23 protein-coding genes are annotated in these 18,757 nt (G+C 73.1%); 10 read left to right on the top strand and 13 right to left on the bottom strand.

Annotated elements, in window-relative coordinates; translation table 11 throughout:
* Positions 1 to 14: 14 nt before the first annotated feature.
* The 4 genes from ACNAVT_RS05585 to dut form a co-directional block, all read right to left on the bottom strand.
* Entirely contained in the window at positions 15 to 698 is a 684-nt protein-coding gene (locus tag ACNAVT_RS05585) for a DUF3159 domain-containing protein (RefSeq protein ID WP_416293437.1), read from the bottom strand.
* Positions 695 to 1,075, bottom strand: a complete 381-nt coding sequence (locus tag ACNAVT_RS05580; RefSeq protein ID WP_416293435.1) for an OB-fold nucleic acid binding domain-containing protein — start codon at positions 1,073 to 1,075, stop codon at positions 695 to 697. Before ACNAVT_RS05580 ends, ACNAVT_RS05585 begins: the two co-directional genes overlap by 4 nt.
* 204 nt (positions 1,076 to 1,279) lie before the next feature.
* Entirely contained in the window at positions 1,280 to 1,948 is a 669-nt protein-coding gene (locus ACNAVT_RS05575; RefSeq protein WP_416293433.1) for a DUF3710 domain-containing protein, read from the bottom strand.
* 25 nt (positions 1,949 to 1,973) lie between these two features.
* Complete coding sequence (dut, locus tag ACNAVT_RS05570) at positions 1,974 to 2,471, bottom strand: dUTP diphosphatase (protein WP_416293431.1); 498 nt, start codon at positions 2,469 to 2,471, stop codon at positions 1,974 to 1,976.
* Positions 2,472 to 2,563: 92 nt separating this feature from the next.
* Between dut and ACNAVT_RS05565 the strand changes: the two genes are divergently transcribed.
* Complete coding sequence (locus ACNAVT_RS05565; protein ID WP_416293590.1) at positions 2,564 to 3,058, top strand: DUF3093 domain-containing protein; 495 nt, start codon at positions 2,564 to 2,566, stop codon at positions 3,056 to 3,058.
* A 20-nt stretch (positions 3,059 to 3,078) separates the two neighbouring features.
* On the opposite strand, the gene ACNAVT_RS05560 is transcribed toward ACNAVT_RS05565, so the two are convergent.
* Positions 3,079 to 3,798 carry a hypothetical protein gene (locus ACNAVT_RS05560; protein ID WP_416293588.1) on the bottom strand — a complete coding sequence of 240 codons (720 nt, stop codon included), beginning with the start codon at positions 3,796 to 3,798 and terminating at the stop codon, positions 3,079 to 3,081.
* A 263-nt stretch (positions 3,799 to 4,061) separates the two neighbouring features.
* A complete protein-coding gene (locus ACNAVT_RS05555) occupies positions 4,062 to 4,358 on the bottom strand; it encodes a DUF4193 domain-containing protein (protein ID WP_007075406.1) in 297 nt (98 codons plus the stop codon).
* 435 nt (positions 4,359 to 4,793) lie between these two features.
* Between ACNAVT_RS05555 and ACNAVT_RS05550 the strand changes: the two genes are divergently transcribed.
* A complete protein-coding gene (locus ACNAVT_RS05550) occupies positions 4,794 to 5,312 on the top strand; it encodes a LytR C-terminal domain-containing protein (protein WP_416293586.1) in 519 nt (172 codons plus the stop codon).
* Positions 5,313 to 5,462: 150 nt separating this feature from the next.
* On the opposite strand, the gene ACNAVT_RS05545 is transcribed toward ACNAVT_RS05550, so the two are convergent.
* On the bottom strand, positions 5,463 to 6,284 hold the full coding sequence (locus tag ACNAVT_RS05545) for an inositol monophosphatase family protein (protein WP_416293428.1): 822 nt from the start codon (positions 6,282 to 6,284) through the stop codon (positions 5,463 to 5,465).
* A 285-nt stretch (positions 6,285 to 6,569) separates the two neighbouring features.
* On the opposite strand from ACNAVT_RS05545, the gene ACNAVT_RS05540 reads away from it, so the two are divergent.
* Both ACNAVT_RS05540 and ACNAVT_RS05535 read left to right on the top strand, forming a co-directional pair.
* A complete protein-coding gene (locus tag ACNAVT_RS05540) occupies positions 6,570 to 8,180 on the top strand; it encodes an RNA polymerase sigma factor (protein WP_416293427.1) in 1,611 nt (536 codons plus the stop codon).
* A 247-nt stretch (positions 8,181 to 8,427) separates the two neighbouring features.
* Positions 8,428 to 8,661, top strand: a complete 234-nt coding sequence (locus ACNAVT_RS05535; RefSeq protein ID WP_091672175.1) for a hypothetical protein — start codon at positions 8,428 to 8,430, stop codon at positions 8,659 to 8,661.
* A 96-nt stretch (positions 8,662 to 8,757) separates the two neighbouring features.
* Here the strand turns inward: ACNAVT_RS05535 and ACNAVT_RS05530 are convergent, their stop codons facing one another.
* From ACNAVT_RS05530 to ACNAVT_RS05520, 3 genes are all read right to left on the bottom strand, one after another.
* Entirely contained in the window at positions 8,758 to 10,491 is a 1,734-nt protein-coding gene (locus tag ACNAVT_RS05530) for a DEAD/DEAH box helicase (protein WP_416293424.1), read from the bottom strand.
* A 181-nt stretch (positions 10,492 to 10,672) separates the two neighbouring features.
* Positions 10,673 to 11,323 (bottom strand): trimeric intracellular cation channel family protein, encoded by a 651-nt coding sequence (locus ACNAVT_RS05525; RefSeq protein WP_416293423.1) that lies wholly within the window; start codon positions 11,321 to 11,323, stop codon positions 10,673 to 10,675.
* A gap of 39 nt (positions 11,324 to 11,362) precedes the next feature.
* Positions 11,363 to 11,581, bottom strand: a complete 219-nt coding sequence (locus ACNAVT_RS05520; protein ID WP_416293421.1) for a DUF3039 domain-containing protein — start codon at positions 11,579 to 11,581, stop codon at positions 11,363 to 11,365.
* 87 nt (positions 11,582 to 11,668) lie between these two features.
* Here ACNAVT_RS05520 and ACNAVT_RS05515 point away from each other — a divergent pair, with 87 nt between their 5' ends.
* Entirely contained in the window at positions 11,669 to 12,595 is a 927-nt protein-coding gene (locus tag ACNAVT_RS05515) for a pseudouridine-5'-phosphate glycosidase (RefSeq protein WP_416293419.1), read from the top strand.
* Between the two features lie 13 nt (positions 12,596 to 12,608).
* Positions 12,609 to 13,508, top strand: a complete 900-nt coding sequence (locus ACNAVT_RS05510; RefSeq protein WP_416293417.1) for a carbohydrate kinase family protein — start codon at positions 12,609 to 12,611, stop codon at positions 13,506 to 13,508.
* Between the two features lie 100 nt (positions 13,509 to 13,608).
* Here the strand turns inward: ACNAVT_RS05510 and ACNAVT_RS05505 are convergent, their stop codons facing one another.
* Positions 13,609 to 13,968, bottom strand: a complete 360-nt coding sequence (locus ACNAVT_RS05505) for a DUF3099 domain-containing protein (RefSeq protein ID WP_416293415.1) — start codon at positions 13,966 to 13,968, stop codon at positions 13,609 to 13,611.
* 104 nt (positions 13,969 to 14,072) lie between these two features.
* On the opposite strand from ACNAVT_RS05505, the gene ACNAVT_RS05500 reads away from it, so the two are divergent.
* On the top strand, positions 14,073 to 14,384 hold the full coding sequence (locus ACNAVT_RS05500) for a hypothetical protein (RefSeq protein WP_416293413.1): 312 nt from the start codon (positions 14,073 to 14,075) through the stop codon (positions 14,382 to 14,384).
* Positions 14,374 to 14,685 (top strand): hypothetical protein, encoded by a 312-nt coding sequence (locus ACNAVT_RS05495; protein ID WP_416293411.1) that lies wholly within the window; start codon positions 14,374 to 14,376, stop codon positions 14,683 to 14,685. Before ACNAVT_RS05500 ends, ACNAVT_RS05495 begins: the two co-directional genes overlap by 11 nt.
* Positions 14,686 to 14,747: 62 nt before the next feature.
* Here ACNAVT_RS05495 and ACNAVT_RS05490 read toward each other — a convergent pair whose 3' ends face one another.
* Together ACNAVT_RS05490 and ACNAVT_RS05485 are read right to left on the bottom strand one after the other, a co-directional pair.
* On the bottom strand, positions 14,748 to 15,323 hold the full coding sequence (locus tag ACNAVT_RS05490; RefSeq protein ID WP_416293409.1) for an HhH-GPD-type base excision DNA repair protein: 576 nt from the start codon (positions 15,321 to 15,323) through the stop codon (positions 14,748 to 14,750).
* 108 nt (positions 15,324 to 15,431) lie between these two features.
* Positions 15,432 to 16,652, bottom strand: coding sequence for a S8 family serine peptidase (locus ACNAVT_RS05485; protein ID WP_416293408.1), 1,221 nt, complete (start codon positions 16,650 to 16,652; stop codon positions 15,432 to 15,434).
* 185 nt (positions 16,653 to 16,837) lie between these two features.
* Between ACNAVT_RS05485 and ACNAVT_RS05480 the strand changes: the two genes are divergently transcribed.
* Entirely contained in the window at positions 16,838 to 18,322 is a 1,485-nt protein-coding gene (locus ACNAVT_RS05480; protein ID WP_416293407.1) for a methyltransferase, read from the top strand.
* Positions 18,322 to 18,744, top strand: coding sequence for a D-aminoacyl-tRNA deacylase (gene dtd / locus ACNAVT_RS05475; RefSeq protein ID WP_416293405.1), 423 nt, complete (start codon positions 18,322 to 18,324; stop codon positions 18,742 to 18,744). The genes ACNAVT_RS05480 and dtd overlap by 1 nt, the downstream gene beginning before the upstream one ends.
* The last annotated feature ends 13 nt before the right edge of the window (positions 18,745 to 18,757 follow it).

Raw genomic sequence — 18,757 nt, 5'->3', positions numbered from 1 at the left:
ACCGGCGGGCTCGGTCAGGCGCCCGGCAACGGCGTCGGCGCGGTCTCCCGGGTCACCCGGCGCACCGTCCAGACGGTGATCAGCAGCAGCAGCGCGTACGGCGGGTAGCCCAGGGCGAGCCGGGCCACGCCCAGCGCGGTGTCCTGGTGGGCCAGGTAGAGCCCGGCCTGCACGCCCACCTTGGCCAGCCACACCACGCCCCAGAGCACGGTGAGCTGGGTGAAGGTGCGTACCAGCCGGGGATCGTCCCGCCACTCCGAGCGGCCCCGGGCCACCAGCACCGACCAGATCCAGCCCACCAGCGGCTGCTTCACCGCGGCCGACAGGAGCAGCGCCAGGCCGTAGCCGATGCCGTAGAGGATGCCGGGGAGGTAGAAGTCCCGCACGTCGCCGGTGCGCCAGGCGATGGCGGCGCCGATGGCGATGCCGAACAGGCCGTTGATCGCGTGCCGGACCGGCCGGCGCTGGGCCAGCCGCAGCCCGGCGATCAGCAGCGCGACGGCCACCGAGGCGATCACCGCGGGGCGCAGCTCGCCCACCACGTTGGCGATCACGAAGACCACCACCGGGATGCTCGACTCGACCAGGCCCCGCCAGCCGCCGAGCTGGTCGGCCATCTGCTCGGCGAGGCTGGGCAGCCGCTGGTCGTCCTCCGGCCCGAGTTCCGGCTCGGCGGACGGATGCTGTCCGGTCGTCACTTCGGCGACTCCAGCTCGTAGTACGGGTTGTAGATCACCTTACGGTCGTCGCGAACGGCCACCCGGCCGCGGGCAGTGAGGTGCCGGCCCGGCTCGATGCCCGCGATGTGCCGCCGGCCCAGCCAGACCAGGGTGACCACGTCGCTGCCGTCGTAGAGGTCCGCCTCCAGGGTGGGGAGGTTGGTCCGGGGCGTGTAGACCACCGTGCGGAGCCGCCCGGCGACCGAGACCACCTGGCCACGCATGCACTGGTGGGCCGGCATGCCGCCGGACTCGGCGCTCTCCCGGCGCAGCTCCTGCGCCTCGATCTCGGCCTCGCTCGCGGTGAGCCGATGCAGGAGCCGCCGCAGCGACACCCGGCCCTCGTCGGTCGTCATGACCTCCGCGTCACCCTCTCCACGCTGGCCGGCCCGCGCCGGCACTGGCCCGGCTCCGGGATGCCGGAACCGTCCCGCCAGCGTACGCCGATCCGGCCCGTCGGCGGAGCCGGCGTCCGGCTGGTACCGCTCCCGGTTCTGGTGGCACGACGGGCCCGGCGCCGCCGACGGAAGCCGACGGGACCGGGCCCGGCATGGTACGCCTCAGGCCTCGCGCTGCCCCGGCGCGGACTGCTGAGCGGCAGCCTGCTGCTCGGCCATCTCGCGAGGCAACCGCAGCGGCAGCGGCTCGCGGACCGGCTTGGCCTCCTGGCCCCGGTCGACCACGAGGCCGCTCAGGCACAGCGCCAGCGGGCCGGCGGCGTCCGGGTCGCCGGCCGCGTCGCCCTGGTAGACGCCGCGGACCATCCAGCGCGGCCCGTCGATGCCGACGAAGCGCAGGTCGGTCAGGCCGTCCGGGGTGCGGACCCGGGCCCGCAGCTCGATGCCGTACTCCCCCTCGACCTCCTGCGCGGCGGCGCCGTCGTTGAACAGCGACTGCCGGATCTCCTCACGCACCTCGTCCCAGATGCCGTCGGAGCGGGGCGCCGCGAAGACGCCGAGCTGCAGAGCGTTGTCGCCGTGCACCAGCACGACCTGCTGGATCACGCCCTGCGGGTCGGCCTGCACCCGCACCTCGACGTCGGGGACCGCCGGGATCTGGAGGCTGCCCAGGTCGAGTCGGGGCGTATCGGGCGCCTCGGAGACGTCGTAGGGGCCCCGAGCCGGCGCCTGCGGGCTCGACTCCCCGGTCTCCTGGGGATCGAGGACCTCGGTGGTCCGCTCGTCACGCGCGTGCCGCGCGTCGTCGGCCCGCTTTCGGGAGAAGATCACTGCGCCAACCCTCCGCTGTTCGCACTCACCCTGCCACCTCTTCCGTGTGCCCGCCCGCCGGTGCCGGGATCAGCCCGGCGTGTCCGCCGGTCGACCCGTGCCCGCCGGTCCCGCGCCGGGACGCGGGCAGCTCCGCCACCGGCTGGAACTCGGCCCGCGCGACCCGCTGGACGACGAGCTGCGCGATCCGGTCGCCCCGGCTGATCTTCGCGGGCGACTCCCGATCATGGTTGATCAGGTTGACCAGGATCTCACCCCGGTAGCCGGCGTCGACCGTACCGGGCGCGTTGAGCACGGTCACGCCGAGCCTGGCTGCCAGCCCCGATCGGGGGTGCACCAGCCCGACATATCCCTCCGGCAACGCGATCGCCACGCCGGTCGGCACCAGGGCCCGGCCGCCGGGCGGCAGCTCGACGTCCGCGGCGGCCACCAGGTCCGCGCCGGCGTCGCCGGGATGGGCGTACGCCGGCAGTGGCAGCCCCGGGTCGAGCTGCCGCACGGGCACGGGTACGACGTCTGTCACGGTCTTCCTCTTCCGTCCGGTCCTTGCGGGGGTGACCCTGCCATCCTGCCGGTTGACCGGCCCTTCGTGCGCCGTACCCTCGGACTGTGAGCCTGTCGTCGTCCTCGTCCACCCCGGCCGCGTCCGTGGCCGCCGCGCCCGAGTACGCGGAGCGGCTGCGACTGCCCTGGTGGGCCTGGCCGGCCGGTCTCGCCTTCACCGGGCTGCTCGCCGCCGAGCTCTGGATGGGCGCGGCGGGCGTACGGGCCTGGCTCCCGTTCGTCCTGCTGCTCCCGGCGACGGTGGCCGTGCTCGGCTGGCTGGGGCGGATCCGGGTCGCGGTCCGCGACGGGGAGCTGCGGGTGGACGATGCCCGGCTCCCGGTGCGGTACGTCTCCGACGTGGTGCCGCTGGACGCCGCAGGCCGGCGCGAGGTGCTCGGCGTCGGGTCCGACCCGCTCGCCTTCGTGGTGCAGCGCCCGTGGATCGGCGGCGCGGTGCAGGTGGTGCTGGACGACCCGGCCGACCCGACACCGTTCTGGGTGGTGAGCACGCGGCGCCCGGTGGAGCTTGCCGCGGCGATCCTCACCGCCCGTGACGCCGCCTGAGCCCGCACGCCGAGGATTGGTCAGGGCAGAGCGGGGCGGCCGGAGGCGGGCAGCTCCCGGGCCCGGCGGCGCAGGTCCTTGCGGAGCCGGTCGGCGAGGGTCCGGGTGGCCCGGCGGTTGAGGTAGCCGGCGACGGCGGCCCCGGTGAGGAACGGTCCGAGGGTCGTCAGGTTCCGGCCGAAGCGGCGCAGCACGCTGTCCCGCAGCTCCCTGCGGGCTGCGGTGCCGAGCACCGCGCTCACCCCGACCCCCGGGAGCATCGGGTTGATGCCGCGCTGGCCGGCCCAGGCCTGCACCAGCGCGACGGCGCGTTCGGTGCCGCCGGTGGGCACCGGCATCCGGTGGATCTCGTGCAGCTCGCCGATCAGCTTCAGCTCGATCGCGACCACGGCGACCGTCTCGGCGGCCAGCAGCACGGGCGCGGAGAGCAGCGTCGGGGTGACCGTCCACTCGACCGCGGCGACCCCGCCCCCGGCCGCGCCGACTCCGGCGGTGGCCCGGGCGGCGTTGCGGATCAGCCGGTCGGCCAACGCGTCGTCGTCCAGGCCGGGAAAGTGCCGGCGCAGGGTCGCCAGGTCGCGGATCGGTACGTGCGGGGCCACCTCGGCGATGGTCTCGGTCACCCAGCGGATCGCGGCCTTCGGCTTGAACAGGTCGGCGAGTCCACGGGCACGGGCCTGGCCGACCATCCGGCCGAGCAGCTGCCGGCGCCGGGCCGGGGCGATGTCGTCGGCGGTCAGCGCGGCGACGGTCGCGCCGAGCTGGTCCGGCGCACCATCCTGGGTGGCCGGTTCGAGCCGCTCGGCGCCACCACCGTCGGTCGGTCCCTCGGCGCCCGGCCCCCCAGCCCGCTCACTGCGCTCGCTCACCCGTCCGCCCTCCCGTGCTCCGCGCGGCGCGGCCGCCGCCCGTACGAGTCAAGCAGCTCCCCGCCCGAGTCGCACGGCGACTCGAACAGCGGCGGCCCCGCCGGGGAGGCCGCCGCCGGTGACACGCGTCGGGGTCAGACGCACTCGCGGCAGATCAGCTCGCCGTTGCGCTCGACCGCCAGCTGGCTGCGGTGGTGGACCAGGAAGCAGCGGGCGCACCGGAACTCGTCCTGCTGCATCGGTAGCACCTTGACCGTGAGCTCCTCGTCGGCCAGGTCGGCGCCGGGCAGCTCGAAGCTCTCCGCCACCTCGGCCTCGTCGACATCCACGGCGCCCGACTGTGAGTCGACCCGCCGGGCCTTGAGCTCTTCCAGGCTGTCCTCGCCGAGGTCGACCTCGTCTCGACGCGGGGCGTCGTAGTCGGTGGCCATCGGTTTCACTCTCCCATATCGATATGGTCGCTTCCGGTTGTAACGCCGGACGACATGCTTCGGTTCCACTGGCCGGCCACCAATTTGTGTCGGTCACCCGACCCGACGACCGGTGGGCCGAGTCCGCCAGAGAGGAACCCCCCGGCGAGCGCGGAACCTTACCCCCCCATTGGGCGAGGCATGTATACCGCCCTCGTGGCAGAGATGTACGCCCCTGCGCCCGAAGTTGTTCCCAATGTGACTCAGGCGACACGAAGATAGGGGTAGTACTACCCGTTCCCCCGGTGGCGCGCCGGCATGTCGGACTGTTTCACGCGACGGCCGGACAACCGTTAACCTCAGCGGCGTACTCGACGGCCGGCGGGGCGGCCCGACCGCCAGCGGCCGCCGCCACCCAACCACTGTGCGGGGAGCGCCCAGATGAGTTTTGCGCGAGTGCGGGCACTCGTTGTCGTCGGTCTGCTGGCGGTCGTCGCCCTGGTCTTCGTCGTGGTCGCGATGGTTCGCGACACCCAGAGCAAGGCGGGCATCGCCGGAGGCTGCCCCAAGGGCTGGCCGCTGGCCGATGTCACCCTGCGCGACACCAAAGACGTCAAGATCAACGTCTTCAACGCCACCGACGAGGTCGGCAGGGCCGGCAGCGTCGCCGACGACTTCCGTAACCGCAAGTTCCAGGTGAAGAAGGTCGACAACGCGAAGCCGGGCGTCGACGGCGTCGCGGTGCTGCGCTTCGGCCCCAAGGGCGTCGGCTCCGCGCACCTGCTGCGGGCCTACTTCCTGAACAGCGCCGAGCAGAAGTTCGACCCGAAACGCAAGGACGACACGGTCGACGTGATCCTGGGCAACGCCTTCCAGCAGTTGGCCACCACCACCGAGGTCAACCAGTCCCTCGGCGACCTCGGCTCGCCGGTCGCCCCGGCCGGTACCTGCCCGGCACCGGTTGACGACAAGTAGCCGTCCACCATTCGGCCGGTCGGCCAGGCAAGATCCGCACAATTTCCGGGAAAGAGTGGCCGCCCGTCCAAAACTTGGGACGGCCACTCTTTCCGGGAAACAGTGGCGTCCCGGTGGCGTGGCGAGAATCGGCGGAGCGGCGCCGGCTTGTCAGGGGCCGCCGGAGGCGTCCAGGGCGGCGAGCCGGGTGTGCAGCGGCGCGAAGAGCGCCGGCGGCGCGGCGATCACCAGATCCGGCCCGGGCGCCCGCCCCGCCAGCCCGGTCACCAGCAGCCCGGCCTCTCGGGCGACCAGCCCGCCGGCGGCCAGGTCCCAGGCGGCCAACCCCTTCTCGTAGTAGGCGTCCACCCGCCCCTCCGCGGCCAGGCAGAGGTCCAGCGCCGCGGCGCCCATCCGGCGGATGTCCCGGACGTGCGGGATCAACTCGGCGACCACCCGGGCCTGGTGCGCCCGGCGGCCGGCGTCGTAGCCGAAACCGGTGGCGACCAGCGCCTGCCCGAGGTCGGTCTCGGTGGAGCAGTGCAGCCGCTCCCCGTTCCGCCAGGCGCCGCCACCCCGGGTGGCCGTCCACTCCTCGCCGGTGACGACGTTGCGCACCACCCCGGCGACCACCTCGCCATCCACCTCGGCGGCGAGCGAGACCGCGCAGTACGGCAGCCCGTAGAGGTAGTTGACCGTGCCGTCGATCGGATCGACGATCCAGCGCACCCCGCCGTCGGCGGCCGGGCCGGTCTCCCCCGCGCCGTACTCCTCGCCCAGCACCGCGTCGCCGGGGCGGCGCGCCCGCAGGACGTCCAGCACCTGCCGTTCGACCGCCCGGTCCGCGGCGGTGACCACGTCGGTGGCTGTGCTCTTGGTCGCGGCCACCGAGACCCCCTCGGCCCGCATCCGGTACGCGGTGGCGGCGGCGTCCCGGGCCACCTCGACGGCGATCTCCAACAGGTCCCGCGGCACGGGCACCGAGCGGATCATGTTCATCCCCTTCCCGCACGACCCGGGGCCGGCCGGATCGTGCGCGGGTATCATCCTTACAAAGTCCACATCTGCGCCGAATCGGTGGTCCATACCGCCGGTCCACCGTGCGGCGCCGAATGATCGCCGCAGACGGCGTTACAATTCACCCTGCCCACGCGCCACGGACCGCCACCGACCGGCCGGCCCGGGACGCGGGGGTCCCTCAACGCTCGCCCGGCACGGCGTACCGTGCTGCGCCGGACGACCCGGCCTTGCTCGCTCTTCGCCTCCGGAAGGTCATTCGTGACAGAACCCCGCCAGACCGGCGCCGACGTTCGCTCGCTCACCGACACCCTGATCGCCCACGCGCAGAGCGCCGGCGGCCAGCTCACGTCGGCCCAGCTCGCGCGCACCGTCGAGTCCGCTGAGGTGACCCCGGCCCAGGCCAAGAAGATCCTGCGTGCGCTCTCCGACGCGGGGGTGACGGTGGTCGTGGACGGCTCCGCCAGCACCCGCCGCCGGGTGGCCGCCGCCCGGTCCGCCACGCCCGCCTCCCGGGCCACCACTGCCAAGACCACCAAGAAGGCCGCCGCGCCCGCCCCGAAGCAGGCGCCGGCCGCCGAGGAGGCCCCGGCCCCCGCCCCGCGGAAGGCGACCGCGCGCAAGGCCGCCGGCACCACCGCCGAGGTGGCCGCCAAGGCCGCCGCCCCGGCCAAGGCCACCAAGGCGACCCGGGCCACCAAGGCCACCGTGGCCGCGAAGACCGCCGGGGCGAAGCCGGCGAAGGCCGCCCCGAAGGGCGAGGGCCCCGAGGGTGAGATCGACCCGGAGGAGCTGGCCGCCGAGATCGAGGACGTGGTGGTCGACGAACCGGCCGAGCTGACCCAGGCCGCCGAGGCCGATGCGGCCAACTCCGCCAGCGACAACGACTTCGAATGGGACGACGAGGAGTCCGAGGCGCTCAAGCAGGCGCGCCGCGACGCCGAGCTGACCGCCTCCGCGGACTCCGTCCGGGCCTACCTGAAGCAGATCGGCAAGGTGCCGCTGCTCAACGCGGAGCAGGAGGTCGAGCTCGCCAAGCGGATCGAGGCCGGCCTCTATGCCGCCGAGCGGCTGCGCGCCGCCGACGAGGGCGAGGAGAAGCTCACCCGGGACATGCAGCGCGACCTGCTCTGGATCTCCCGGGACGGCGAGCGGGCCAAGAACCACCTCCTGGAGGCGAACCTCCGGCTGGTCGTCTCGCTGGCCAAGCGCTACACCGGTCGCGGCATGGCCTTCCTCGACCTGATCCAGGAGGGCAACCTCGGCCTGATCCGCGCGGTCGAGAAGTTCGACTACACCAAGGGCTACAAGTTCTCCACCTACGCCACCTGGTGGATCCGCCAGGCCATCACCCGCGCCATGGCCGACCAGGCCCGCACCATCCGCATCCCGGTGCACATGGTCGAGGTGATCAACAAGCTCGGCCGGATCCAGCGTGAGCTGCTCCAGGACCTGGGCCGCGAGCCCACCCCGGAGGAGCTGGCCAAGGAGATGGACATCACACCGGAGAAGGTGCTGGAGATCCAGCAGTACGCCCGGGAGCCCATCTCGCTCGACCAGACCATCGGTGACGAGGGGGACAGCCAGCTCGGTGACTTCATCGAGGACTCGGAGGCCGTGGTCGCGGTCGACGCGGTCTCGTTCTCGCTGCTCCAGGACCAGCTCCAGCAGGTCCTCCAGACGCTCTCCGAGCGCGAGGCGGGCGTGGTACGCCTCCGCTTCGGCCTCACCGACGGCCAGCCCCGCACCCTGGACGAGATCGGCCAGGTGTACGGCGTGACCCGGGAGCGCATCCGGCAGATCGAATCCAAGACCATGTCCAAGTTGCGGCACCCGTCGCGTTCCCAGGTGCTTCGCGACTACCTGGACTGACCACACACGTCAACCAGTCGTGTCGGTTTGACCACCAGCCGTACAACACTCTTTGGTGATCGGTCGGTTGCCTGTTTGTGATCGTTGACGTGGCACCCTTGGTGCACGGCACACTGTCCTCCACGCCAGGTGTGACCTCGGTCCCCCGCGGGCACACAGGGAAGGCAGGGCCCGAGTTGGGTGTTGCACGATAGGTGAGCAACGACCGAAGAGAGTGTTCATCGGTGACGACCAGAGGAGGAAGGCGATGACCCCGACCCTCACGCCGCCGCCCGAGACGGTGAGCCCCCCGGCCGCCGATGAACGGTGCGACCGCTGCAATGCTGCCGGCAAGCTCCGGATCACTCTGGCGGGTGGGAGCGAGCTGGTGTTCTGTGGGCACCACGCGAACAAGTACGCGGAGGATCTCGTCAAGATCACCGTGCGGTTCGCGACGGACCCGGAATTCAGCTGGCGTGGCGCCGATCTGATGGCGAACTGAGTCCGCAACAGCACAACCACGACATAGCCGACCGGAGGCCCCAGAGGGTGCCTCCGGTCGGCTTTTCGCATCCGCTCTCCACGCTGCCCACCGCCCTCAGAGGGTCTGGACCGTGGCGATCCGCTCCTCGAGCTGCTCGATGGTGGCCTGGGCGCTCGGCGGGCCGCCGCAGATCCGGCGCAGCTCGGCGTGAATCTTGCCGTGCGGCAGCCCGGTCCGGTGGTGCCGGGCGGCCACCAGGGCGTTCAGCTGCCGCCGGAGCGCCACTCGGCGCTGGGCGGCACTCATCGGCGGGGCCACCGACGCCGTGGCCTCAGCGGCCGGCTCAGCGGCCCGCTGGGTGGCCCGGCGCCGCTGCGCGGCGAGCTGCTCGGCCTGCCGCTTGCTCAGCAGCATCGAGACCTGGTCGGCGGTGAGCAGCCCGGGGAGGCCGAGGTATTCCTCCTCCTCCGGGGTGCCCGCCTGGGCGGCGGTGCCGAACGACGCACCGTCGAAGATCACCTGGTCCAGCTCGGCGGTCGCGGAGAGCGCGGTGAACCGCTTCTCCAGCTCGCCGCTGGCCTGCTCGTCCCGCTGGGCGCGCTCCAGCAGGTCGTCGTCGAAGCCGTCGGAGTCCTTCGGCTTGCCGAGCACGTGGTCCCGCTCGGCCTCCATCTCGCTGGCCAGCCCGAGCAGGTGCGGCACGCTGGGCAGGAAGACCGAGGCGGTCTCGCCGGGCCGCCGGGCCCGGACGAACCGGCCGATCGCCTGAGCGAAGTACAACGGCGTGCTGGCGCTGGTCGCGTAGACACCGACCGCCAGCCGGGGGATGTCGACACCCTCGGAGACCATCCGCACCGCGACCAACCAGCGCTGCGCGGACGCCGCGAACGTCGCGATCCGCGCGGACGCGCCCTGGTCGTCGGAGAGCACCACGGCCGCCGTCTCGCCGGTCACCTGTGCGATCAGCTTCGCGTACGAGCGGGCGGCCTGCTGGTCGGTGGCGATCACCAGGCCGCCGGCGTCGGGCATGCCTGCGTTGCGCAGCACGGTCAGCCGGGCGTCGGCGGCCCGCAGCACCTGCGGCATCCAGTCGCCGGCCGGGTCCAGCGCGGTACGCCAGGCCTGCGCGATCAGGTCCTGGGTCATCGGCTCGCCCAACCGAGCGGCCAGTTCGTCCCCGGCGTTGGTGCGCCACCGGGTCTCCCCCGAGTACGCCAGGAAGAGCACCGGTCGGACCACGCCGTCGCGCAGCGCGTCGGAGTAGCCGTAGACGGAGTCGGCGCGGGAGCGCAGCAGCCCGTCCCCGCCCCGCTCGTAGCCGACGAACGGGATCGGGTTGTCGTCGGAGCGGAACGGCGTGCCGGTGAGCATCAGCCGGCGTACCGCGGGCTCGAAGGCCGCCTTGACGCCGTCGCCCCAGGTACGCGAGTCGCCGGCGTGGTGGATCTCGTCGAGGATGACCAGAGTGCGCCGGGTCATGGTGCGTCGCCGGTGCACCTGCGGCGCCATACCGACCTGCGCGTACGTGACGACGGCGCCGTGGAAGTCGGCGGAGGAGTGCAGGTCGGCGTTGCGGAAGGCGGCGTCGAGCTGGATGCCGACCCGGGCGGCGGACTGCGCCCACTGGGTCTTCAGGTGCTCGGTCGGGGCGACCACGGTCACGGCCTCGACGGTGCCGTCGGCCAGCAGCTCGGCGGCGATCCGCAGGGCGAAGGTGGTCTTGCCGGCGCCTGGTGTGGCGACCGCGGTGAAGTCCTCGGTACGACGGCGCAGATACTCCACCATCGCTTTGCGTTGCCAGGCCCGCAGGGGCGGGAACGTCTCGAGCGCCGGCAACCGCGGTGCCACCCGTAGCTCCTCTCCGACCTCGCGACGGCGGGCCCCGGTCGAGGGCCACGGGTGCCGCCGCCCATGAAAAGGCCCTCGCGCATCCGGTGCCGCGAAGGCCGACTCAGCATAACCAGCGGGACTCCTTCTCCCCACTCGACGCCACGCTGGTCACATCCGTCCACCCCGCCGTCCGGCGGACTCAGTCCTGGGGGCCGCGGGTGCCGGTGCGGGGCGGGCGCAGCGTGGCCACGGGGGCGGACCAACGCCGCCGCAGCGAGACCAGCCGCAGCAGGAACACGAAGGCGGCGGCGGCGATCAGCGGCACGGTCCTCGCCTGCCCGTACGCGGACATCAGGGCCACCACGATCGACCCGGCGAGCGCGGCGAGGGCGTAGATCTCCCGGCGCAGCACCACCGGGATCTCGCCGGTGAGCAGGTCGCGCCCCAGACCGCCGCCGATCGCGGTGAGCATGCCGATCATGCAGGCGCCGACCGCCGGTACGTGGGCCTCGAGTGCCTTGAGCGTGCCGGTGACGGTGAACAGACCGAGGCCGGCCGCGTCGAGCACCAGAACGGTGGTGCGCAGCCGGGCGAGCTGAGGGTGCAGCCAGAAGACGGCGGCGGCGGTGGCCGCCGCGGTGACCGCGTACCGCCAGTCGGCGAAGGCCAGCGGCGGGACCTCGTCGATGACGAGGTCACGGAAGATCCCGCCGCCGAGCGCCGCGACCACGCCGACGAAGACCACCCCGAAGAGGTCGAGCCGTTTGGCCACTGCCGCCGAGCCGCCGGAGGCGGCGAAGACCGCGACACCGGTGAGATCGGCGACGAGCAGGGCGGTGGAGGTGGTCACCGCCGCAGGTTACGTGGGAGGCGGCAGGGCCGCCCACGGTCACTCGCCCCAGGAGTCGTAGATCTCCTTGCACTTCGGGCAGACCGGCGAGCCCGGCTTGGCGGCCTTGGTCACCGGGAAGGTCTCCCCACAGAGCGCGACGACGTATGTGCCCATGACCGCGCTCTCGGCGATCTTGTCCTTGCGGACGTAGTGGAACATCTCCGGACCGGTGTCGGCGTCCTTCAGCTCGGGACGCTCCAGAACCTGTGTGCTCACGTTTACACCTCCAACTTTCCAGTTTTGCAGGTCAATCGGGGCCGGTCCACCGCAGGCGGCCCGGACGCGGCCCGTACCGTAACGGAAGTGACCAACTTTCACATCAGTCTCGGCGCCGAGGTGGCCGATGCCCTGCGCGACGGGCGTCCCGTCGTCGCCCTGGAGAGCACGATCGTCTCGCACGGCCTCCCCCGGCCGGACAATCTGCTGGTCGCGCGGCGGATCGAGCAGGCGGTCCGGGACGCGGGCGCAGTCCCGGCCACCATCGGGATGGTCGCCGGGGAACTGATCGTCGGCCTGGACGACGCGCAGTTGACCCGGCTCGCCACGGTAGACGGCGTGAGCAAGCTCTCCGTACGCGATCTGGCGGTGGCGGCGGCGACCGGCGCGGACGGCGCCACCACGGTGGCCGCGACCAGCGCGGTGGCCACGGCGGCCGGGATCGGCGTCTTCGCCACCGGCGGCCTCGGCGGGGTGCACCGGGAGGCGGCGCAGACCTTCGACGAGTCCGCCGACCTGATCACCCTGGCCCGGACGCCGATCGCGGTGGTCTGTGCCGGGGTGAAGTCGATCCTCGACGTGGGCGCCACGCTGGAGCGGCTGGAGACCCTGGGCGTGAGCGTGATCGGCTACCGCACCCGCCGCTTCCCCGGCTTCTACCTCACCGATGCCGGCTTCGACCTGGACTGGTCGGTGGAGTCTCCGGAGCAGGTCGCCGACGTGCTCGTCGCGCGGGAGCGGCAGGGCGTGCACCACGGCGGGTTGGTGGTGGCGAACCCGCTCCCGGTCGACCAGCAGCTCGACCCGGATCTGCACGACCGTACCCTCGCCGACGGCCTGGCCATGCTGGCCCGCGACGGGGTGACCGGGAAGGCCGTCACCCCGTTCCTGCTGGCCCACTTCCACTCGGCCACCGAGGGCGCCAGCCTGGCGGTCAACGTCCGGATCATCCTGCGCAACGCCGACCTGGCCGCGCGGATCGCGGTCGCCGCGGCGGCCCGGCGCGCAGCATGAGCGAGGTGGTGGCATGAGCGGGTCGCCTCGCATCGTCGTGGTCGGCGATGTGATCACCGACGTGGTCGCGGTGCTCTCCGGCCCCCTGGCGGCCGGTTCGGACACCGCGGCCGGAATCCGGTTCAGCGGTGGTGGGCAGGCGGCCAACACGGCGGCCTGGCTCGCCGCGCAGGGGGCGGAGGTCACGCTGGCCGCCGCGGTCGGCGACGACGAGACGGGCCGCGTCCGGGTCGCCGAGCTGGAACGGGTCGGGGTGGCCTGCGCGGTGGAGCGCCACGAGGGGTATCCGACCGGGACGGTCATCGTGCTCACCCACGACGGGGAACGCACCATGATCAGCCAGCGCGGGGCGAACCTACGGCTGACCGCCGCACAGGTCGACCGGGCCCTGGCGGCGGCGCCCGACGCGGGACATCTGCACCTGTCCGCGTACACCCTGCTGGACGCCGGGTCGCGCGGCGCGGGACTGCGCGCGCTGGCCGCCGCCCGCGAGCGCGGGCTGACCACCAGCGTCGACGCGGCCTCCGCGGCACCGCTGCGGCGGGTCGGCGCGGCGACCTTCCTGACCTGGGTACGCGACGTCGACCTGCTGCTGGTCAACACGGACGAGGCGACGGTGCTGGCCGGCGGCCTGGACCCGGCGGCACAGGGGCGGGCGCTGACCGCGGTGGCCCGGCGGGTGGTGGTCAAGCGGGGCGCGGCCGGCGCGGTCTGGGTGGACCGGACCGGGGCGGTCGAGGCGGCACCCGCCCGCGGGGTGCCCGTCGTGGACGTCACCGGCGCCGGGGACGCCTTCGCCGCCGGGCTGCTCACCGCGTGGCTGGCCGGCGCGGACCCCCGGGCGGCCCTCTCGCGCGCCGGCGACCTGGGCGCCCTGGCCGTCTCCTCGATCGGTGCCCGCCCCACCTCCTGACCCCTCCCTCGCGCCGGTCTTGCACTCACGGCCCGGTCCGCGCCCGGTTCGGGTGCCTGCCCAGGCACGAAGTGCAAGGTCACGGGGTGGAGCGGAGGCGTCAGGGTTCGGCGTCGATGATCTTGTGGGGAGGTTCCTCGGCGGGGAGGGACCTGGGTGGGGCTTCGTCGCGGTGGGGGCGGTGGAGCTTGTGGGCCAGGCGGTGCTGCTCCTTCGGCGGCCGGTCGTTGGCCAGCAGCACCGCCAGCCACGGGATGAACACCATCCCGAGGCCGCACAGCGGCAGCCAGAGCCAGAGCAGAGGTGCCTTCGCGCCGACCAGGATCGCACCGGCCACCAGGCACGCGACCCGGATGCCCATCATCAGCACATAACGCTTCTGCCGGCTGTTGAGCTGGTCGTCCTGGCTGCGCGAGGCGTCGGTGATCAGGATGGGCTGGTACGCCTGACGCTTCACCACGAACCTCCTCGAGGGGATTACCCCTCATCCTGTCACTCGCGGCCGGTGGTCGGCGAAAATCGTCTCAACCTGGCCGCGTGTTACGTGCGTGGTACGCTCCGCCCGTGGGCAACCGGTTCAGCTTCACCGACGAGGCGTTGGCCAACCTGCGGGTCTACGACGTCACGCCCGGGGAAGTCTGGGAGGCCCTGCACAGCACGCGACGGGTCATCCGGCATCTCGGGGACGACGTCATGGTGGTCTACGCGACCGACCACCGGGGGCGGCGCCTCGCCGTGCTGCTGGCCGAGGCCGACGGCACCGACAACGACTGGGACATCCTCTCCGCCCGCGATCTGAGCGACGTCGAGGCCAAGCGCTACGACGAGGCCGTGCGGAGATCACGCCGACGAGGAGGCGGTCACGATGCACCGTAACGAAGCGACCAAGCGGTTCCACGACGGCGGCGACGCGTTCGCCGACCTGATCGACGAGACACAGCCGGCGGAGCTGCCCACCCCCGACACCGACGTGCCGATGGTCAGCCGCTCGGTACGCCTGCCGCTCGAGACCTACGAACGGGTCCGGGCCGCCGCCGAGGCGCGCGGCATCGGGGTGACCACGCTGATGCGGCAGTGGATCGAGGCCGGCCTGGCCGACCTGGACGAGTCGGCGACCGTCTCGCTCGCCGACGTGCGCCGGGCGCTGGCCGCACTGTCCCGCCCCACCGCCGCCTGAGCGGGCCGGGCCGTCGCCGCCCGGGCGGGGCGGCCGGAGTGCGCCGGCCAGAGGCGCTCCGGTCAGCCCTTCGCGGCCTTGGCCTCCGCCTTCATCCGCTGCTTGTACTCCCGGACCCGGCGCAGCGACTCGGGATCGGTCACGTCGGCCACCGAGCGGTAGGCGTCGGCGCCGCCGTACCCGCCGGCGGCCTCCCGCCAGCCGTCCGGGGTGATGCCGAAGCGCTTGCCGAGCAGGGCGACGAAGATCTGCGCCTTCTGCTTGCCGAAGCCGGGCAGCTCGCCGACCCGGCGCAGCAGCTCGCGGCCGTCCTTGGCGTCGGACCAGAGCCGGGCCGGGTCACCGTCGTACCGCTCGACCAGGACCCGGCACACCTCCTGGACCCGGGCCGCCATGGCCTTGGGGAACCGGTGCAGGGCCGGGGGCTGGGCGAAGAGCGCGACCAAGGCCTCCGGGTCGTACCCGGCCAGTTCCCCGGCGTCCGGCTCGTGGCCCAGCCGCTGCGCGAGGACGTACGGGGAGGAGAACGCCTTCTCCATCGGCACCTGCTGGTCGAGCACCATGCCGAGGAGCAGCGCCAGCGGGCTGCGCGCCAGCAGCTCGTTGGCCTCGGAATCGATGGGCAGGGAGAGCGTCATGCCTCCATCCTGCCGGTCGGACCGCCGCCCGCCGAGCCGACTCCCCGTACGACGCGACGCGGCCCGGCGGACAGGGGGTCGGTCCGCCGGGCCGCGTGGGGCGGGTCGTCAGTTGACGACGAAGAGCAGCCGGTTCGGCGAGCCGGTGCCGGGGCTGGTCACCTTGCCGGTGGTGGCGTTGGTGGTGAGGTAGCTGGCCACCTGGGCCGGCGTGTACGACGGGTTCGCGCCGAGCACCAGCGCCGCCGCGCCGGCCACGTGCGGCGTGGCCATCGAGGTGCCGCTGATCGTGTTGGTGGCGGTGTCGCTGGTGCTCCACGAGGAAGTGATCGACGAGCCCGGGGCGAAGATGTCCAGGCAGGACCCGTAGTTGGAGTACGACGCGCGGGCGTCGGTGCTGGTGGTGGCGCCGACGGTGATCGCGGAGGCGACCCGGGCCGGCGAGGAGTTGCAGGCGTTGGCGTTGGAGTTGCCGGCCGCGATGGCGTACGTGACGCCGGAGCTGATCGAGCTGGCCACCGCGTTGTCGAGGGTGGTGCTGGCGCCACCGCCGAGGCTCATGTTGGCCACGGCCGGCTTCACCGAGTTCGCGGTGACCCAGTTGACGCCGGAGATGACCCCGGTGGTGCTACCGCTGCCGGAGCAGTTGAGCACCTTGACCGCGATCAGGCGTACGCCCTTGGCCACGCCGTATGTGCTGCCGCCGACCGTGCCGGCGACGTGCGTGCCGTGGCCGTTGCAGTCGGTGTTGTTGCTGTCCACGGTGTTGGTGCCCCAGGTCGCCCGGCCGCCGAACTGGCTGTGCGAGGTCCGGATGCCGGTGTCGATGATGTACGCCCGCACGTTGGTGGCCGTGTTCGGGTAGGTGTAGCTGCCGTTCAGCGGCAGGTTGCGCTGGTCGATCCGGTCCAGCCCCCAGGTCGCGCCGGTCTGGGTGGCCTGGGTGGTGACCACCCGGTCCTGCTCGACGTATGCGACGGCCGGGTCGGTGGCGAGCCGGCGGGCCTGGCCGGGGCTCATCTTCGCGCTGTAGCCGGTGAGGGCGGCGCTCCACACGGTGCCGACCGTGCCGCCGTAGCGCTTGGCGAGACCGGCGGCGCGGCCCGGGACCGCCGTGCGGGCGGCGAGGCTGTTGGCGGCACCGACGGCGTCGCCCTTGAGCACCACCAGGTAGCTGCCGCTGACGGCGTCGGGGGCGGAGGCGTAGCGGATGTCGCCGGTGGGGGCGGCGAGGGAGGGGGTGGAGGCGGCGGCGGCGAGGGCCGCGGCGGTTGCCGCGACGGCGAGCGCACGCAGCGCGCGGCGCCGGGGAACGGACACGTCGGTCATCGTCAGGCTCCCTACCGGGCGCACCCCGGCTCGTGGCCGTCGGGGGCGCCCATCGACGGATGTTGGGGGAGATGGTAGCCATACATCGAAGTCAATAAAAGAGAGCATCGCCAATGTATGGGGGTTGCGGTATGGATGTCGTGGGTGCCGGCCGACGGGCGCCCCCGGGAGGGCAGGATGGCGACGTGGATCGTCAAGACATGCTGCTCTCCCCCGCCGGCGTCGAGGCGCTGCGGACCGCGCTGGCCCGGGCACGCTTCACCGCCAACGGCATCGCCGACCGGCTCGGCGTGCAGGCCACCGGCGGGGTGGCCCGCAACGACTTCCGGGCCGCGCTACGCGCCACCGAGGACCGCGACCCGCTGGCCACGCTGATCCGGGTCTTCATCTGCGACCAGACCGAGCCGGAGGCGGCGGTGGCCGCCGCGCTCGCCCCGCTGACGGTGGAGGAGGCCGTCGCCGGCGGGATCGTCGAGCGGTACGCCGACGGCCTGCGCGCCGGCGTCGACCTGGAGCCGTACGGGGACGACTGGTGGGTGCTCGCCGACGTGCCGGCCAGCGCCCGGCCCGGGAAGCCGCTGCACAGCGAGCATGTGCTCGGCATCGGCGGGGCCACCCAGACGCTGATCGGCGCCGCCGTCCGCCGCCCGGTGGAGACCGCGCTGGACCTGGGCACCGGCTCCGGCGTCCAGGCCCTGCACCTGTCCACCCACGCCCGGCGGGTGACCGCGACCGACGTCTCCGAACGGGCGCTGCGCTTCGCCGCCACCACCGCCGCCCTCAACGGGCAGGACTGGGAGCTGCTCCGCGGCGACCTGGTGGCGCCGGTCGCCGGGCGTCGCTTCGACCTGGTGGTCAGCAACCCGCCGTTCGTGGTCGGACCCGGCACCACCACGCACGTCTACCGGGACTCGGGGCGGGTCGGTGACGCGATCGGCGCCGAACTGGCCGCCGCCGCCCCGCAGCTGCTCACCGAGGGCGGCACGATGCAGTATCTGGCCAACTGGGTGCACGTCACCGGTGAGGAGTGGGACGAGCGGGTGGCCGGCTGGTTCGCCGGCACCGGGCTGGACGCCTGGGTGATCCAGCGCGAGGTGGCCGACCCGATGGCGTACGTCAACCTCTGGCTGACCGACGTCGGCGAGGCGGCCGACCCGCAGCGGATGGCGGCCTGGCTGGACTGGTTCGACGCGCACAAGGTGGAGGCGATCGGCTTCGGCATCGTCTCGCTGCGCCGGTCCGGCCACGACCAGCCGGTCGTCCGCGTCGAGGACCTGCGCCAACGGGTGGAGCCACCGATGGGCGACCGGATCGCCGGGTGGTTCGACCGGCAGGACTGGCTCCGGGTACGCGACACCGACGGGCTGCTCGCCGCGCGCTACCGGGCCGCCGAGGGACTCCAGCTGCGGCAGGAGGCGACCATGGGCGACGAGGGCTGGGCGGTGGACCGGCAGGTCCTCGCCATGCCGCACGGGTTGCGCTGGTCGGAGGAGATCGACCCGCTGGTGCTGGCCCTGGTCGGCGGCGCGGACGGCCGACTGCCGCTGCGTGATCAGCTCGCCCTGCTCGCGGCCGCGCACGACGTCACCCCCGACGAGCTGGCCGAGGCGGCCGGCCCGATCGTGGCGCATCTGGTCGAGCGGGGCATCATCGAGCCGGTGGAGGGCTGATGCGGGCGGTGGTGCAGACCGTCAGCCGGGCCAGCGTGACCGTCGACGGCGAGGTGGTCGGCGAGATCGCGGACGGTCTGCTGGTGCTCCTCGGGGTGACCCACGCCGACACCCCGCAGGTGGCGGCCACCATGGCCCGCAAGATCCACGAGCTGCGCATCATGGATGACGAGAAGAGTGCCGCCGACACCGGCGCGCCGATCCTGGTGGTCAGCCAGTTCACCCTCTATGGCGACGCCCGCAAGGGCCGCCGACCGAGCTGGATCGCGGCGGCCCCCGCCGAGCAGGCCGAGCCCCTGGTGACAGCGGTCGTCGAAGAGCTGCGCGCCCGCGGCGCCAAGGTCGAGACCGGCCGGTTCCGCACCCACATGCTGGTCGAGAGCACCAACGTCGGCCCCCGCACCCTCCTCCTGGACCTCTGACCCCTCCGGCTTG

The sequence above is a fragment of the Micromonospora sp. SL4-19 genome (assembly GCF_047921475.1).
Lineage (GTDB): Bacteria > Actinomycetota > Actinomycetes > Mycobacteriales > Micromonosporaceae > Micromonospora.
Note: the sequence above shows the minus strand (reverse complement) of the source record. Positions and strands in the feature narration are given on the sequence as shown.